The sequence below is a fragment of the Levilinea saccharolytica genome (genome assembly GCF_001306035.1).
GTDB lineage: Bacteria > Chloroflexota > Anaerolineae > Anaerolineales > Anaerolineaceae > Levilinea > Levilinea saccharolytica.
In genome coordinates, this window is the sequence record NZ_LGCM01000007.1 from 1 (window position 1) to 15,951 (window position 15,951).

Here is a 15,951-nt window from a genome sequence, read left to right on the forward strand (position 1 = left end):
GGGTGCAGCCCGCAAACCGACCCCCAGGCAGAAGCCAGACCGATTAAAACGCCGTGTTCATTCACCACCGGCAGGTCGCGGATGGCGTGATGGTGCAGCAGCGCCGCGGCGTACATGGGCCGCGGCGCACGCCGCCAGAAAAACCAATAAAAACAGCACTGCTGCAATCGTCTGCCTGTACATGTCTGCCTGCCTGAAACTAGCGAATAATCGGGGATTATATACCCATTAAATCAAAAATCAATCCCCCAAAACCGCCGCGCCGCAGCGTTTGACTTTCTGCAAGGCCGCTTTTATACTCATTTCATGCTTGCCCGCGTCTTTTCTTGCGCCGTCATCGGTCTGGAGGGGGTCATCGTCGAAGTGGAGGTAGACACTTCGGCCAACCTGCCGGGCATGGTCATCGTCGGCCTGCCGGACGCCGCCGTACAGGAGAGCCGCGAGCGCGTGCAGGCGGCCATCAAGAACGCCGGGCTGTCTTTTCCGCGCAAGCGCGTCACGGTCAATCTGGCCCCCGCTGCGGTGCGTAAAGAAGGCCCTGCCTACGATTTACCCATCGCCCTGGGAGTGCTGGCAGCTTCAGAGCAAGTGGATCCGCGCGAGCTGGAAGACAGCCTGGTGATTGGGGAACTGTCTCTGGATGGTTCGGTGCGGCATGTGCGCGGGGTGCTGCCGATGGCGGCGGTGGCGCGCAGCCAGGGCATGCGGCGCGTGTTTGTGCCGCAGGCCGATGCCGCCGAGGCCAGCCTGATCCCCGACCTGGAGGTGATCCCGGTCCATTCCCTGGCCGATTTGCAGCGCCATCTGAGCGGCTTTGAACGCATCCAACCGGTTCCCGCGGAAGATCAGGCCCCAGAGGAAATTTTCGCCGGGGTGGATTTTCGCGAGATCAAGGGGCAAGAGCATGTCAAACGCGCGCTGGAAGTGGCCGCCGCGGGCGCGCACAACATCCTCATGATGGGGCCGCCCGGCGCGGGCAAGACCCTGCTGGCGCGCGCCCTGCCCGCCATATTGCCTTCGATGAGCATTGATGAAGCCCTGGATGTGACCCGCATCTACTCGGTGGCCGACCAGCTGCCCGCGGGCGTTCCCCTGGTGCGCACGCGCCCCTTCCGCGCCCCCCACCACACCATCAGCCACGCCGGGCTGGTGGGCGGCGGCAATTGGCCCCACCCAGGCGAGATTTCGCTGGCGCACCGCGGGGTGCTCTTCCTGGACGAGCTGCCGGAATTTGGCGTGCGCGTATTGGAGGTGCTGCGCCAGCCGGTGGAAGATAAAATCGTCACCATCAGCCGCGCCCAGGGTTCGCTGACCTTTCCGGCCAATTTTCAGCTGGTGGCGGCCATGAACCCCTGCCCCTGCGGTTATTACGGCGACCCGCTGCGGCCCTGCACCTGTTCGGCAGGCGTCGTCACCAAGTACCAAAAGCGCATCTCCGGGCCGCTGCTGGACCGCATTGACATTCACATTCAAGTGCCGCGGGTGGAATATGACAAGCTCAGCGACGCCCGCCTGGGGGAGACTTCTGCCGCGGTCAAAGCGCGAGTCGAGGCGGCCCGCGAACGCCAGCGCGCGCGCTTTGAGGGCACAGGCATCACCTGCAACAACGAAATGGGGCCGGGCGAGCTGCGCCAGTACTGCGTTTTAGATGAAAGCAGCCGCGCGCTGATGAAATCGGCCATGCGGCAGCTCCAGCTTTCGGCCCGCGCCTATCACCGCGTGCTCAAGCTGTCGCGCACCATCGCGGATCTGGCCGGCAGCGAAGCCATCACCGCGGCCCACCTGGCCGAGGCCCTGCAATACCGCCCGCGCATGGAGAGCGATTAGGCGCACGGCGCCTCCGACTCTCTCGATGCAAATGATTTGACTTCCCATCTCAGCCGTGCTATCATCCTCATACACTGCATTCGTTGGCGATTTATTTCGCACATTAACATCTATTCTATATTTGGAGGAATCATGAGCTCTGAATTTATTTTGCGTTTAATTGGCATGATCGTTTTTTCCATCATTGGAGTAGCAGTCGGATCCTTCCTGGGCCAGGCCGCCGCAGAAAACAACTCTGTGGTTTCCACCTTCACCGTCGAGCAGTACGCCTTCACGGTGGGCCTGGTCGGTGCCCTCATCGGGCTAATTCTCACCCCCTATATCACCTCACGCCCCATGCGCTCCCTGCGCGCTCTGTTGGCGCGCATCTCGCCCCAGGCGCTGTTCTCTGCCATCGCTGGTCTCATCGTGGGTCTGGTCATCGCCGTTTTGCTGTCTTTTCCCCTCTCCCGTTTACCAGGGCTGTTTGGGGATCTTTTGCCGTTCGCCGCGGTGCTGATTTTTGGGTACATCGGCGTATGGCTGTTTGTCATGCGTCAAAACGACCTGTTTGCGGTGGCCTCGCAGCTTTCCGGCAGCCGCGCCGCAGCCTCTGGCGCGCCGGGCGCTGAAACTCCCAGCGGCGCGAATTGGGCCGACAGCCGCACCATTCTGCTGGACACCAGCGTGATCATTGACGGCCGCATCGCCGATATCGCCCGCACCGGCTTTCTGCCCGGCGCCCTGCTCATCCCGCGCTTCGTACTCAACGAGCTGCAGTACATCGCCGACTCGCCCGACAGTCTGCGCCGTCAGCGCGGCCGCCGCGGCATGGAAGTGCTGGCCCAGCTGCAGCGCGAACCCACCATCCCCGTGCGCATGAGCGATATTGATGTCGAAGGCGTGCGCGAAGTGGATGATAAACTGGTCATCCTCGCCCGCCAGCTCAAATGTCCGGTGCTGACCAACGATTACAATCTCAACCGCATCGCCGAGCTGCAAGGCGTGACCGTGCTGAACGTCAACGAACTGGCCAATGCGGTCAAGTCCGTCCTGCTCCCGGGTGAAATGCTCAGTGTGCGCGTCATCCAGGAAGGCAAAGAGTACGCCCAGGGCGTCGGTTACATGGACGACGGCACCATGGTCGTCATCGAAAACGGACGCGAATTTATGGATAAAGAAATCGGCGTGGTGGTCACCAAAGTCTTACAGACCGCTGCTGGCCGTATGATTTTTGCCCGACCCGAAGATCAACGCTCCTCTGAGCGCTAAGGAGACCCACCCATGGCTTTGCGTATTTACAATACCATGACCCACAAGAAAGAGGAGTTCCAGACCCTGGAACCCAACCGCGTGCGTATGTACGTGTGCGGCCCCACCGTCTACAACAAAGCCCACGTCGGCCATGCCATGTCGGCCCTGGTGTTTGATATCATCCGCCGCTATCTGGATTACCGCGGCTATCAGGTGAGCCACGCCATGAACTTCACCGACGTGGATGATAAGATCATCCTGCGCGCCAACGAGATGAAGGTGGACCCCTTCGCGCTGGCCGAAGGCTACATTCGCGAATTTGAGCAGAACCTGGCCGATCTGAACATCCTGCCCGCCACCATCAAACCGCGCGCCACCCAGGAAATTCCCCAAATCCTCAAGATGGTGCAGGATTTGATCGACAACGGTTATGCCTACCCCCTCAACGGCGATGTGTATTTCCGCGTTCGCAAAGACGAGGATTACGGACGGCTTTCGGGGCGCAAACTGGAAGATATGCAGGCCGGTGCGCGCATTGACGTGGATTCTCGCAAGGAAGATCCGATGGACTTCGCCCTGTGGAAATCCGCCCGCCCCGGCGAACCTTCCTGGGAAAGCCCCTGGGGCCCTGGCCGTCCCGGCTGGCACATCGAATGCTCCGCCATGAACCTCACCCACCTGGGCGAGCAGATTGACATCCACGGCGGCGGGAACGATCTCATTTTCCCCCACCACGAAAACGAAATTGCCCAGACTGAAAGCCTGACCGGCAAACCCTTCGCCCGTTACTGGGTACACAACGGCATGCTGCAGTTGGGCGGCGAGAAAATGTCTAAATCGCTGGGCAATCTGGTGACCATTGAAGACTTCTTGGCCCAGCACCCCGCCGACGCGCTGCGCCTGATGGTGCTCACCTCCAGCTACCGCGGCCCGCTGACCTTTAACGATGAGGTCATCGCCACCGCTGAACGCGGCGTAGAACGGCTGCGCTCGGCTCTGCGCCCCGCCCTGCCGGGAGCCGCGGGTGCGCCGCAAAGCACCCTGGATGCCCTGGCCAAACAGATGGAAACCACCCAGGCCACCTTCATCGAATCAATGGATGACGATTTCAACTCCTCCGGCGCGGTGGCGGGTCTGTATGAGCTGGTGCGCTCCATCAACCAGGCCCGCGCTGACGGCGCCCGCGATGCGGAGCTGGCCCCCGCTCAGGCCAAACTGCGCGAACTGGGCGCAGTCTTGGGCTTGACCCTGCAGGAAGAGCAGCGCGGTGCGCAAGGCGCCGATCCTTTCGTGGACCTGCTGGTGGAATTGCGCACCGAAATGCGCAAGCAAAAACAGTGGGCATTCTCTGATCTGATCCGCGACCGCCTGGCCGCTTTGGGGGTCGTCTTGGAAGACAGCAAAGAAGGTACCCGCTGGCGCTGGAACGCCTGACCGCCTGAACGGGCCGGGGTGCGTAAGACCCACCTCGGCCCTTTTTGTCCCTCTGTGAGGCCGCTGTATGAAAGAATGGATCACCGGACGTAACCCCATCTATGAAGTCATCACCGCCCGCCGCCGCGACCTGTTCCGTTTGCAGGTGGCCCGCGGGGCGGAGGAAAAAGGCCGCCTGGCCCAAATTTTGCGCCTGGCCGAAGAACGCCGCGTGCCCATCGAACGGGTTGGCCGCGAACGGTTGGATTCCCTGGGTGAAAACCACCAGGGCCTGGCGCTGGAGGTCAGCGGGTATCCCTACAGCGACCTCAGCGAGATTCTGGCCCGCGCCGAACAGCGCGCCGAGCCGTTATTTGTGCTGGTGCTGGATACCCTGCAAAACCCCCAAAACCTGGGCACGCTGCTGCGCACGGCCGAAGCCGTGGGCGTGCACGGAGTACTCATGCCCCTGCGCCGCGCGGCCAGCGTGACCCCCGCGGTGGTGCACGCCTCCGCCGGGGCCAGCGAGCATCTGCTGGTGGCGGCCCTCAACCTGGCCCAGGGCTTAGAGGCGCTCAAAAAAGCCGGCGCCTGGGCAATCGGGTTGGAAGGCAGCCCTCAGGCTCAGGCGGTGGAACGTGTGCGCCTGGACGGCCCGCTGGCGTTGGTGGTGGGCAGCGAAGGCGAGGGCATGCGCGATCTGGTGCGCCGTTCCTGCGACCTGTTGGTGCGCCTGCCGATGGTGGGCAAGATTGAATCGCTGAACGCGGCCGTGGCCGGGTCGGTGGTGCTGTATCTGGCGCACCAGGCGCGCGCCGCGAAAAAGCCCCCATCGGCTTAATTCCCCCGCAATTCCGTCACCGCCAACGCATGGCAGCGGCGCTTAAGACGCCCCATGATATAGAACCGCGAAGACGCCAAGCACGCGAATTGGGGTAGGGGGGACAATTTGCTTCATCAAACGTACCGGATAGACCGGTGTTGATTTAATTTCCCTCTTGGCGTTCTTTGTTCCTTGGCGGTGAGAAATACCTGTCTTTGAACCGCGAAGACGCCAAGCACGCGAAGCGGGGTGGGGGTGCCTTGCCTTGTACGCCCAGCCCTCCTACGGCGCGGGCTGGGCAGGTTTGACACAAATCAAACCATCTTAAACTTATACAAAACTCATCTGGATTAACAGAATTCTGACACCCCCATGCTATAATCATTTTGTACAAGTACCTTCAAGCACGGCTCAGTTTGGGCCGCATCTATCCTATATACGCGGAGGAAACCCCCATGTTAATCAGCAAAAAACTTAACGACGCCATCAACGCCCAGATCGGCCATGAATTCCAGGCCTCCATGAACTATCTGGCGGTCGCCTGCTATTATGACGGCCAGGCCCTTTCCCAACTGGCGGCCTTCTTCTTCAAACAGGCCGAAGAAGAGCGCGAACACGCCCTCAAATTCGTCAAATACATCCTGGAAACCGGCGGTGAAGTTCGCATCCCCGCCCTCACGGCCCCCAAATATGATTTCAAATCCGCGGAAGAGACCTTCAAGATGTCGGTGGAATGGGAAATGGAAGTCACCGCCAACATCAACCATCTGATGGACATCGCCGTGGAAGAAAAAGACTACATCGCCCAGCAGTTCCTGGATTGGTTCACCAAAGAGCAGCTCGAAGAAGTTTCCACCATGGAGCGCCTGCTGGCCGTTGTACAGCGCGCGGGCGAGAAGAACCTCATCATGATGGAAGCCTACCTCTCCCACGAGGACTAAGCTCACCAAACCGTAAAGCTCAAAGCCGCCCCGCCCCCAAAAAGAGTGGGGCGGCTCGCCAATCCCCAACCCACCTGCCTGCCGCGACCTGCTGGATCGTTACTTCATTCAAGATCCATTCAAATTAGAGGTACATATGACAGTGAACCCAATCATTTCACCTTGTTTATGGTTTGATACCCAGGCCGAAGAAGCTGCAAATTTCTACGTGTCCATTTTTGAAAATTCAAAAATTCTTCGCATATTGCGTTATAGTGAAGCTGGAAAAGAAATCCACGGCAAACCGGCGGGCAGCGTTCTCACGGTTGAATTTGAACTCAACGGTCAGCGATTTGTCGCCCTCAACGGCGGACCGGAGTTCAAATTCAGTGAAGCGGTCTCCTTTGAAATCAACTGTGAAACCCAGCAGGAAATAGATCACTATTGGAACCGCCTGAGCGAAGGCGGAGAAGAAGAGTCGTGCGGCTGGCTCAAGGACAAATTTGGGCTGTCCTGGCAGGTGACGCCGACCATTCTGAATGAAATGCTCCGGGATGATAAGGACGAAAGAACGCAGCGCGTCATGGATGCCATCCTTCAAATGAAAAAATTGGACCTTGCGGCGATTCAGAAAGCTTATGCCGGTGCCTAATCCTGAAGGACGGCTGCCGCGCTAAGGCAGCGCATCCAACCAGCCGTCAGACAGCAGGGTTAACATCTTCTATTACAGAGACAGGCTTACACACACCGTTTCACCGGTGTCAGGAGGGGCATTCATGGTTACCACTACCATCCCAGGGCTTACCAGCCGCCAACTGCTCGGGCAGCTCAGGCGTGTGCAAAGCGACACGCTCGGGTTCCTGATGGACTGCGTTCAAACCTACGGCGACCTGGTCTCTTTTCAGGCCGGGCCCACCACAGCGGTGCTGGTCAACCAGCCCGAAGGCGTCCGCCATATCCTGCAGGACAACGCCCGCAATTATTCCAAAGACACCGTGCAATATAACGCCCTGTCCACCATCACCGGCCGCGGCCTGCTCACCAGTGACGGCGACCTATGGTTCCGCCAGCGCCGCCTGGAACAGCCCGCCTTCTCGCGCCCGCGCCTGGCCGCCTTGGACACCTTCGTTGTCCCCGCCGTGCAGCGCCTGTTGGATCATTGGGAAACCCACCTGCCCACCGGCCAATCCATTGACGTGGATCAGCACATGATGCAGGTCACCCTGGAAATCGTCGGCAAGGCCCTCTTCAGCATTGACCTTTCCAGCCAGGCCCCCGCCCTCACCAGCGCCGTGCTCACCACCCTGGATCACATCGTCCACCGCGCCCGCAACCCCATCAGCCTGCCGGACTTTTTGCCCACCCGCCGCAACCTGCGCTTCCGCGCCGCCCTCAGCACCCTCGACGCCGCTGTGTACGACCTGATGGCCGCGCGCCAAGAAGCCGGCGACCCCGGCGAGGACATGCTCGGCATGCTCATGAAGGCCCGCGACGAAGAAACCGGCCAACCCATGAGCGAACGCCAGGTGCGCGATGAAGTCATCACCCTGCTCATCGCTGGGCACGAAACCGTGGCCAGCGCCCTCACCTGGACCTTTCACCTGCTGGCCGCCAACCCCGGCGCCCGCCAGCGCCTGGAGAACGAGGTACACAGCGTGTTGGGCGGGCGGCTGCCCACCACCGCCGATCTGCCTAACCTGCCCTACACCGGCTGGGTCTTTTCCGAAGCCCTGCGCCTGTACCCGCCTGCCTGGCTGATCACGCGCAAAGCTCTGGCCGAAGATCAGATCAGCGGGCACACCCTGGCCCCCGGAACGTTGATCATCCTCAGCCCCTATGTGCTGCAGCGCACCCCTGCCTACTGGCCGGAACCGGAACGCTTTCTGCCTGAACGCTTTGAGCCCAGCGCCGAAAAAGCCCGCCCGCGCTACGCCTACATCCCCTTTGGCGGCGGCCCGCGCCTGTGCATCGGCAGCAACTTCGCCCAAATTGAAGCCCAGCTCATCCTGGCCCTGGTCGCCCAGCGCTTCCGTCTGGATCCAGACCCCCGCGCCGCGGTCATCCCTGACCCCCTGGTCACCATCCGCCCCCGCGGCGGGCTGCACATGACCCTTGCGCGCTCCCACCCCGAACCCACCCCCGCGGAGGCCGCCGTTTGAGCCGTATGGAAACCGCTGTATTGCGATCCTACCTGGAAGACTCGCTGCAGATCCTCACCGCCAGCCTGGAACAGGTGGAAAACGGCGCCGCCTCCTTTTACCGCGTCGTTGCCCTCCAACTGCGCCTGCTGCTGTGCGATACCAGCCGCCGCCATAACCGCCTGGAAGACACTTCTCTGGCCGAACAGCTCTTCTCAGACCTCGCTCTGCCCGCCCTCACCCCGCCCCACACGCCCCTGCCCCTGGCCCAATGGCTGGAACAGCCTGCCGCCGCCGGTTTAACCGTGCGCCAGTTGATCCGCCGGGTGTGCGATCAGGACGGCGGCGCGCATGTGGACCCCCACCCCCAGGCCGGGCTGCCAGACCTGCCGCCCCAAGAGATTCAGGCTGCGGTGTACCGTCTGGGGCAGATCACCGCCCAGGCCCTTCGCCAACGCCTGGGGTAAGCCCGGCAAAGCATAAAAGACTTCTGCAAAAAACAAACTCGTAGTATCATACCTGCACTCATCCCATCTCATCACCAAGAGTTGCCCCATGCGCTGGATCCGCGATTACCAACCCCAACCTGAACAAGGCCGTCTCTACCGCCAGGCCCTCATTTTGACCCTGGGCGGCAACCTGCTGTTGGCCGTGGGCAAGGGGCTGGCCGCCTATTTCTCCGGCTCGGTGGCGCTGTATGCCGATGCGGCCAACTCGGTTTCGGATGTGTTTTACTCGTTGATGATGGTCTTGGGGTTATGGGTGGCCCAGCGCCCCCCTGATATTTCTCACCCCCAGGGGCACAGCCGCTTTGAACCGCTGGTGGGCATCAGCGTGGCCTTCTCGATGGGCCTGGCCGGTTACGAAGCCGCCCGCACCGCGCTGGTTCGCTTCCAAATGGGCGGGCTGGCCGTGGAAGCGGGGCTGCCCGCCGTGGTACTGCTGATCAGCGCGCTGATCAAAGTGTTCATGTTCCTGCGCATCCGCACCCTGGCCCGCAGCCTGCACAGCCCCACCCTGGCCACCACCGCCAAAGATAACCTCTCGGATGTGCTCACCTCCACCGCTGCTTTTGTGGGCGCCTTCGGCTCCAGCCTCATCCACCCCTTGACAGACCCCATCGCCGGTTTCCTGGTGGCCGCCTGGATCTTCCGTGCCGCCTTCCTGGCCGTGCGCGAAAACTTGGGCTTCCTCACCGGCGCAGGAGCCTCTGAAGAGGTGCGTCAGCAAATTGCTGCCGCCGCCCGCGAAGTTCCCGGTGTGCAGGCCGTACATCACCTCATGGCCGAATACGTCGGCCCGCAATTGGTGGTGGATTTGCACGTCAATGTGGACACCGACCTGCCGCTCAAAGACACCCACGCCATTGAAGATGCCGTCGTCGCCCGCCTGGAAGCTATCCCCGAAGTGGACCGCGCCTACGTGCATATTGAACCCGTCGGCTGGCAGTAGGCCGCGCCTCGATTCCAACTGAAACACAAACGCCAGAGGCGCACAACCTCTGGCGTTTTTTATCGATGTATGCGAACTTTACAGATATTCGCGCAGTTGGCGGCTGCGGCGCGGATGGCGCAGGCGGCGCAGGGCCTTGCTCTCAATCTGGCGGATGCGCTCGCGCGTCAGGCCAAATTTCTGCCCCACTTCTTCCAGAGTGTAACTGCGCCCATTCTCCAGCCCAAAGCGCATGCGCAAAATGCGCGCCTCGCGCGGCGGCAGCGTATCCAACACGGCTTCCACCTTCTCGCGCAGCAGTTTGGTGTACGCGCTTTGGATCGGCGAAGGGGTGATATCGTCCTCCACAAACATGCCCAATTCCACGTCTTCGTCATCCCCGTTGATCGGGCTTTCCAACGAGAGCGGCAGCCATGAGACGCGCATCATCCATTCCACTTTGGAGGTCGGCGAGCCGATGGCTTCAGCCAGCTCATCCGTGGTGGGAACCCGCCCCAGCTTCTGCTCCATCTCGTGCGAGGTTTTGTACAGCAGGCGGATACGGTCCACCATGTGTACCGGCACACGAATGGTGCGACCCTGATCGGCGATAGCCCGCGTGATCGTCTGACGGATCCACCAGGTGGCATAAGTGGAAAAGCGGAAACCGCGCTGGTACTCGTATTTTTCCACGGCCTTCATCAGGCCCAAATTGCCCTCTTGAATCAGGTCCAAAAACGGCACGCCGCGGCCCATGTAGCGCTTGGCGATGCTCACCACCAGGCGGGTATTGGCTTTGATCAAATGCTCGCGGGCCGAGTTGCCTTCCTGCACCCGATCTTCCAACTCCTGACGACGGGCCTTGGGGCAGCTGCCGTTCGATTTTTGCAGTTCTTTTTGAGCCGCGCGCCCCGCTTCAATCCGCTGAGCCAGCTCAACCTCTTCATCTACGCCCAACAGCGAGACGCGCGCCATCTCTTTCAGGTACAGCCCAATGGTGTCGTCGCTGGAAATGGGCGAAAGGTCGGCGAACGGGTTTAAATCGCTTGGGTGGCCATCTTCCTCCCCGCAGCTCGAATCATCGTGATCCAAAATTGCAACCCCCCGGCGGCGCAGCATCACCACGAAGGCTTCCATCCGTTCTGCATCCTGGGTGATATCCGGATACACTTCGATCAAGTCATCGGTGGTCAAATAGCCTTGAACATCCGCTTTTTCCAGCAGCATGTTCAAGATTTCGTGATTTTGATTGCGCCTGCCTGGATTTGCCAACTTACCCTCCTGATCTGGCTCTCAGGATCTGGACACGATCACCGGTGCACGAGAGGCGGGGGTCTATGCCTGGGCTGATTTCGCAGCCTGATGTTCGCATAACCCCTGGTTTAAATCTGCCCCACATTCCATGCACAGTCCGCGGCAGTCCTCGCGGCACAGTGGTCGAATCGGCACTTCTAAGAGCAAATACTCGCGCGCCAGCGGCCCAAGATCAATATTGCCGTCTTCAGGTAAAATTAAACCCGAGTCGGTCAGCGCTTTATTATGAAAAGCGAACAATTCGCTGAAGACGGTGTGCAGAGGCTGTATCGATTCGCCCAAGCAGCGCACACATTCAACCGTCGTTAGCGCCTCAAAGTCGCCCTGAGCCAAAATGCCCTGCGGCGTGCGGCTAAAGCGCGCCACGCCCTTGAACTGGCTCAAGCCCAGGTCGTTCAACTGGAGTTGAGGGAATTCGAACTGAACCTCTCGGCTGGTGCCGATCGTCTGGTGGATTAAAAAGCCAACGTTGACCCGCAAGGGGTATTTTAAAGTAGTCACAGGCGGTCGTATGTAGATGAGATCGGATATAATAGGTCGCATGTTATTATATCATGCTGTTTTAATGTTGTCAAGTTTTTAAGATTAATTTCATAAAAATGGAGCTTTTCACATGCCCCTCCCCCTCCTCATCGGCAGCAACAACCCCGGTAAACTCAGCGAAATTCACGATCTGCTCACCGACCTGCTCCCCCAGGTGCACTGGCAGCGCGGCGAAACCCTTTTCTTACCCCAAGATCTGGGCCTCGACCTGGACGTGGTGGAAGACGGCGATACCTATGCCGAAAACGCCGCCCGCAAAGCCCTGGCCTTCTGTCAGCAGTCCGCCATGATCACCCTGGCCGATGATTCCGGCTTAGAGGTGGCCGCTCTAGGCGGCGCCCCCGGGCTGCATTCGGCTCGCTTTGCCCCGCCCGACCTGCCCGCCGGTCAGCCCCTCACCAGCCCCATCCGCCGCGCCTATCTGCTGCAGCGCCTGGCCGAACTCAGCGCCCCCCGCCCCTGGGCCGCGCGCTTCGTGTGCACAGTGGCCCTGGCCCTTCCGCCCGCTCACCCCGGCGCAGACATCGCCCTGTCGTATCATGTGGGCTGCTGCCCAGGCGAAATCATCCCCGAAGAGCGCGGAGAGGGCGGCTTTGGCTACGACCCCATCTTTCTGCTGCCCGAAGAAGGCCTCACCATGGCCGAAATCAGCGCCGCGCGCAAAAACCAGCTCAGCCACCGCGCCCTGGCCGTGCGCGCCGCCCTGCCCGCCCTGCGCACCGCGCTGGGTCTCTAAGCCGCCCCGATCTGAAAACAAACCGCGGAGCTTTTCGGCTCCGCGGTGATTTTTAAGACCTGCCCAATCTCAAGGCAGCGGGGCGATCATGGGCAAATAACGCACGATCGTGGTGCCGCGCAAGCCCAAATACAGCGCGCCGCGTTCGTCTTCTGGCAGCCAGATGATGATGCGCGCCCGTTTTTCTTTGCGGTCCGGCGGCACATACTTCACCACCAGCTTGCATTGGTTGGCGCCTTCTTCGCCGCTGAACAGGCGGTTCGAGCAGTCGTCGTACTCAATCGTGAACAAATCCGGCCGTTCAACACCCACCGGTGCCGCCAGGGCAATATCGCCGATTTCCAGATCATCCAGGAAACGCACCGTAAATTCCACGTAAATGGGCTGGTTCACCCACCCGTAAAAATCGCCTGCGCTGGGCTGAATGTTGGGGTTGCCCGGCAGCGTACCCTGATCGCGCATGAACACCTGCATACCGCTGTTGCCGATCAATTGTCCGGTGGTCAGCAGGTCGCCCATGGATAAAAAGGTCACAAAGCGCCCTGAGCCGCTGAGGGACGGCAGACCCGAGTTTTTCTCCGATTCAAAGCCCGCGCTGGTGACGCTCACCCGCCAGGTGGGGTTGTAAGGCGCATCCAAATATTCCATTTCATGCACAAACACATCTGGGCAATTCCAGGTGGTGCCGGTCTGGTCGCCAAAGGCCCACTCGCAGTTGAAGTTGTTGTCCATGATGTCCAGGTTGTCCGCGTACGAGGTGAAGGCCACCACCTTACCGTTGGGGCTGAGCACAGGGGTCACCGAGTGTCCGTTGGCCTCTTCCGCCATCGAGCTGAGCGAAACGCGGTACATGCCCACATTGTTGTCCTCGATGGCTCCGTACAACTCGTACACATACACATCCATCACCATATTGGCGTCAATGCCAATTTCGGGGGTCATCAAATTGTCGGCATAGGAATGGAAGGCTACACGCACCGCTTCGCGGTCGGGCATGTACACCACCGAGGGGCTGCCCGAATCCCCGTTGCCCGGCGCGCCGTCCAGCCGCCCGCCCTGGCGCGAGACCAGATACATCTTGGTTGCGCCGCTTTCACCGTACTCGTCATACACCCCATCTTTGTCCAGATCACGGTCCAGCAGGTAAATCTGCGTGTACATGGCAGAGCTGACCCCCGGCACCAGGTTGGTGGCGTTGGAGGCAAAGGCCACAAAGCGCCCGTCGGGCGTCACCGCAGGGGCCAGCGAATCACCGTTGGCGGGCGCCAGTCCATCCGCCCGCTGTGAAACCAGCGAGGTCGTGCCCGCCTGCACATCGCGGATGTAAATGTGCTGCCGGTTATTCGGCACATCCAGGCCCTGAATCAGGTTACTCGCCAAGGACTCAAACAGCACGTAGGGATGCGGAGTGAACACCCCCGGCTGTCCGGGGTCTTCTTCAATATACTGCACATAGGCTACGCCCGCGCTGTGTACCGGATACATGAGGTTGACCGGCGGGAATTTCGAATTCGGCCCAGAGCCGCTGTGAGCGTTAGCCGGGGCGCCGCCCACCCCCGCGGACACCAGCGTGATCTTATTATCCGGGGGGGCCAGTCGGTCGTACAGGAACACATCCCGTTTGTCGTTGGTGTCCCCCGACACCAGATTGGTGGCGTAGGATTGGAAAAGGATATAGCGTCCGTCCCACTCAGCATTCTGGTCACCGACCACATAGGGGTATTCCGAGTTTTTGTTCGCGTTTTGGGTAAGCTTTTGAATGGTCTCGACGGGGACGCCGCCTTCCCCAGGGATAATGGCGCGTAAAAAGATGTCCGAAATGGTGTCCGTGTCCGCCGAGCCGGTGGGCAGCAGCAAGTTGGTGGCCGCGGTGTGAAAGGCGATGTAGCGCGCGTAATAGCTGGTGCTGGCAAACCCCGAATAAGCGTCGCCGTATTCATTCTGGAAGCTGACGGAGATCCCTTTGGTCAGGGCCGGAAGGTCGTCTGCGGAAGCCGCGGTCACGCCCATCAATACCAGCCCTGCCGCCAGCAGAGTGGCCGCCGTGCGCTTCGCCGTCCTCAAAACTTGGGATAACTCCATACGCTTTCCTCCTCTGACATAACCGACCCAACGGCCGGTATGCCCAAAAACCGCCGCATACCAGTATTGTACATGAAGAAATAGTTCAGGGAGTTTACAGATTTCTAAGGTACCTTGCAGTTCACTGACCCCCGCGAAGGCATGCCGGGGCTGACCGCCGCGCCAACCCCGGTTCATGCCCGCCCCCCTACCCCATCAGCCAACCTTCCAGCGAAGAAAGCATACCCCCGCCCGCGTCGCCGAAGAAGGTCACCGAAGGTGAAGAGCCCAAACCCGCCTCCAGCATTTGCAGATAATGGAAGCCGGCCCCTGGGTAGCCCCAATATTGGGCCGCCGTCAGGCTTTCCACCGTGGCGTAGCTGCCCACGCTGTCGGCCTGATTGCTGGACTGATTATCCAACCCGATGCCCACCACACCGCCGCGCGCCGAGGCCTTCACCACCGCCTGAAACCGCGCTCTCACCTCCACCTCATCCAGCCCCACCACAAACTGCACCCGGTTGCTGCTGCTGTTGTTCCAACCCCGCCAGGTGCTGCTGGTGTAGGCCCACGAATCGGCCGAATCTGCCATGCGCAGCCGCCGCGGCAGCCGGTTGGCGCAGTTCCACAAGAAGCGCCGCTCGTCGCTGTCCACGCACAGGCCCTGCGTGTACAGCCGCAGCGTGCCCAGGTAGCGTTTCTGCGGCGCGCCGCCCGCCACCCACACGCCGTCCTGCAGCCCCAGCGGCGCGGCCCGCGCCGTGCTGCTGGCCCAGGCCCCCAGCTCCAACGCCACGCCGCCTGCGTCCTCACGCAGGAATACATCGTAATTCACCCCGCCGCTCAGGCCCGCCAACGGAAGGCTGATTTCATTAAAACTGCGCAGACCCCAGCCCAGGCCAGGGGTGTAAAGGGCCGCGCGGCTGCCCTGATAGGGGCAAAAGTACACCACCGCCCCCGAAGCGTCCCCCGTGGTCACGGGTGTGCCGCTCACCAGGCTCAGCCGCCCCTCACACACCAGCGGATAAAGCACCTGCCCCGCCGTGAGCGCGTCTTCCACGGCCTCGGTGCGCACCGAAGCGGGCAAAATCTGGCCGCCGTCCCAATACAGGCGGCCAATGCGCCGCCGCCCGCTGGATTCCCCGGCCGAGGTGTTCACGTCCAGGCTGAAGCCCGTGCTCCCCGGCGTGCGCACCGCAAACACGTACCAGACGGCCGCCGCACCGCTGGGGGCCAGCCCCGCCGCCAGGTCTGCCGCCTGGGTGTTAAGCAGCATGCAGCCGTCCACCACCAGGGCGGCCGGGGCCTCCGCCGAGGCCGGCACGCGCACGCGGCTGCTGCCCAGTGCCTCCAGGTGCACATGGGCCTGATAGCGCCCCAAAAGCGCCCCCACCGACCGGCTGTCGGCGGATGAGCAGCCCCAATACAGGGCATCGGCGCGCAGATCGTTGTACTGCTGGGCCGCGGTGGGCTGCCCCGCGCTCACCGGGTTAGAAAGTGGATAGGTCATGG

At 61.2% G+C, this 15,951-nt stretch carries 14 protein-coding genes; 10 read left to right on the forward strand and 4 right to left on the reverse strand.

The annotated features are described in order from the left end of the window. Positions 1 to 306: 306 nt before the first annotated feature. From ADN01_RS01645 to ADN01_RS01685, 9 genes are all read left to right on the forward strand, one after another. Positions 307 to 1,827, forward strand: coding sequence for a YifB family Mg chelatase-like AAA ATPase (locus tag ADN01_RS01645; protein ID WP_062417343.1), 1,521 nt, complete (start codon positions 307 to 309; stop codon positions 1,825 to 1,827). 132 nt (positions 1,828 to 1,959) lie between these two features. Beyond that, positions 1,960 to 3,078 (forward strand): PIN/TRAM domain-containing protein, encoded by a 1,119-nt coding sequence (locus tag ADN01_RS01650; protein WP_062417342.1) that lies wholly within the window; start codon positions 1,960 to 1,962, stop codon positions 3,076 to 3,078. A 12-nt stretch (positions 3,079 to 3,090) separates the two neighbouring features. Beyond that, entirely contained in the window at positions 3,091 to 4,494 is a 1,404-nt protein-coding gene (gene cysS, locus ADN01_RS01655; protein WP_062417341.1) for a cysteine--tRNA ligase, read from the forward strand. Positions 4,495 to 4,561: 67 nt separating this feature from the next. Further along, on the forward strand, positions 4,562 to 5,314 hold the full coding sequence (rlmB, locus tag ADN01_RS01660) for a 23S rRNA (guanosine(2251)-2'-O)-methyltransferase RlmB (protein WP_062417340.1): 753 nt from the start codon (positions 4,562 to 4,564) through the stop codon (positions 5,312 to 5,314). A 437-nt stretch (positions 5,315 to 5,751) separates the two neighbouring features. Continuing rightward, a complete protein-coding gene (locus tag ADN01_RS01665) occupies positions 5,752 to 6,237 on the forward strand; it encodes a ferritin (protein WP_075070865.1) in 486 nt (161 codons plus the stop codon). Between the two features lie 136 nt (positions 6,238 to 6,373). Continuing rightward, positions 6,374 to 6,868 carry a VOC family protein gene (locus tag ADN01_RS01670; RefSeq protein ID WP_062417339.1) on the forward strand — a complete coding sequence of 165 codons (495 nt, stop codon included), beginning with the start codon at positions 6,374 to 6,376 and terminating at the stop codon, positions 6,866 to 6,868. 124 nt (positions 6,869 to 6,992) lie between these two features. Next, positions 6,993 to 8,375, forward strand: a complete 1,383-nt coding sequence (locus ADN01_RS01675; protein ID WP_075070866.1) for a cytochrome P450 — start codon at positions 6,993 to 6,995, stop codon at positions 8,373 to 8,375. Then, a complete protein-coding gene (locus tag ADN01_RS01680) occupies positions 8,372 to 8,821 on the forward strand; it encodes a hypothetical protein (protein WP_152973994.1) in 450 nt (149 codons plus the stop codon). Before ADN01_RS01675 ends, ADN01_RS01680 begins: the two co-directional genes overlap by 4 nt. Positions 8,822 to 8,909: 88 nt before the next feature. Next, positions 8,910 to 9,806 carry a cation diffusion facilitator family transporter gene (locus ADN01_RS01685; protein WP_062417337.1) on the forward strand — a complete coding sequence of 299 codons (897 nt, stop codon included), beginning with the start codon at positions 8,910 to 8,912 and terminating at the stop codon, positions 9,804 to 9,806. 78 nt (positions 9,807 to 9,884) lie between these two features. On the opposite strand, the gene ADN01_RS01690 is transcribed toward ADN01_RS01685, so the two are convergent. Further along, positions 9,885 to 11,012, reverse strand: a complete 1,128-nt coding sequence (locus ADN01_RS01690) for a sigma-70 family RNA polymerase sigma factor (protein ID WP_236690955.1) — start codon at positions 11,010 to 11,012, stop codon at positions 9,885 to 9,887. 108 nt (positions 11,013 to 11,120) lie between these two features. After that, on the reverse strand, positions 11,121 to 11,642 hold the full coding sequence (locus tag ADN01_RS01695) for a YceD family protein (protein ID WP_062417335.1): 522 nt from the start codon (positions 11,640 to 11,642) through the stop codon (positions 11,121 to 11,123). A 70-nt stretch (positions 11,643 to 11,712) separates the two neighbouring features. Here ADN01_RS01695 and ADN01_RS01700 point away from each other — a divergent pair, with 70 nt between their 5' ends. Beyond that, positions 11,713 to 12,378 (forward strand): non-canonical purine NTP pyrophosphatase, encoded by a 666-nt coding sequence (locus tag ADN01_RS01700; protein ID WP_062417334.1) that lies wholly within the window; start codon positions 11,713 to 11,715, stop codon positions 12,376 to 12,378. Positions 12,379 to 12,447: 69 nt separating this feature from the next. On the opposite strand, the gene ADN01_RS01705 is transcribed toward ADN01_RS01700, so the two are convergent. Together ADN01_RS01705 and ADN01_RS01710 are read right to left on the reverse strand one after the other, a co-directional pair. Further along, complete coding sequence (locus ADN01_RS01705) at positions 12,448 to 14,460, reverse strand: TolB-like translocation protein (protein ID WP_062417333.1); 2,013 nt, start codon at positions 14,458 to 14,460, stop codon at positions 12,448 to 12,450. 187 nt (positions 14,461 to 14,647) lie between these two features. Continuing rightward, complete coding sequence (locus ADN01_RS01710; protein WP_062417332.1) at positions 14,648 to 15,949, reverse strand: hypothetical protein; 1,302 nt, start codon at positions 15,947 to 15,949, stop codon at positions 14,648 to 14,650. Positions 15,950 to 15,951: the final 2 nt, after the last annotated feature.

What these genes read in the sequence shown, in the direction of transcription:
- ADN01_RS01665 (WP_075070865.1), top strand. Translation starts at nt 5,752, where the DNA reads ATGTTAATCAGCAAAAAACTTAACGACGCCATCAACGCCCAGATCGGC.
- ADN01_RS01675 (WP_075070866.1), top strand. Translation starts at nt 6,993, where the DNA reads ATGGTTACCACTACCATCCCAGGGCTTACCAGCCGCCAACTGCTCGGG.
- ADN01_RS01695 (WP_062417335.1), bottom strand. Translation starts at nt 11,642, where the DNA reads ATGCGACCTATTATATCCGATCTCATCTACATACGACCGCCTGTGACT.
- cysS (WP_062417341.1), top strand. Translation starts at nt 3,091, where the DNA reads ATGGCTTTGCGTATTTACAATACCATGACCCACAAGAAAGAGGAGTTC.
- ADN01_RS01710 (WP_062417332.1), bottom strand. Translation starts at nt 15,949, where the DNA reads ATGACCTATCCACTTTCTAACCCGGTGAGCGCGGGGCAGCCCACCGCG.
- ADN01_RS01670 (WP_062417339.1), top strand. Translation starts at nt 6,374, where the DNA reads ATGACAGTGAACCCAATCATTTCACCTTGTTTATGGTTTGATACCCAG.
- rlmB (WP_062417340.1), top strand. Translation starts at nt 4,562, where the DNA reads ATGAAAGAATGGATCACCGGACGTAACCCCATCTATGAAGTCATCACC.
- ADN01_RS01685 (WP_062417337.1), top strand. Translation starts at nt 8,910, where the DNA reads ATGCGCTGGATCCGCGATTACCAACCCCAACCTGAACAAGGCCGTCTC.
- ADN01_RS01690 (WP_236690955.1), bottom strand. Translation starts at nt 11,012, where the DNA reads ATGCTGCTGGAAAAAGCGGATGTTCAAGGCTATTTGACCACCGATGAC.
- ADN01_RS01700 (WP_062417334.1), top strand. Translation starts at nt 11,713, where the DNA reads ATGCCCCTCCCCCTCCTCATCGGCAGCAACAACCCCGGTAAACTCAGC.
- ADN01_RS01645 (WP_062417343.1), top strand. Translation starts at nt 307, where the DNA reads ATGCTTGCCCGCGTCTTTTCTTGCGCCGTCATCGGTCTGGAGGGGGTC.
- ADN01_RS01705 (WP_062417333.1), bottom strand. Translation starts at nt 14,460, where the DNA reads ATGGAGTTATCCCAAGTTTTGAGGACGGCGAAGCGCACGGCGGCCACT.
- ADN01_RS01650 (WP_062417342.1), top strand. Translation starts at nt 1,960, where the DNA reads ATGAGCTCTGAATTTATTTTGCGTTTAATTGGCATGATCGTTTTTTCC.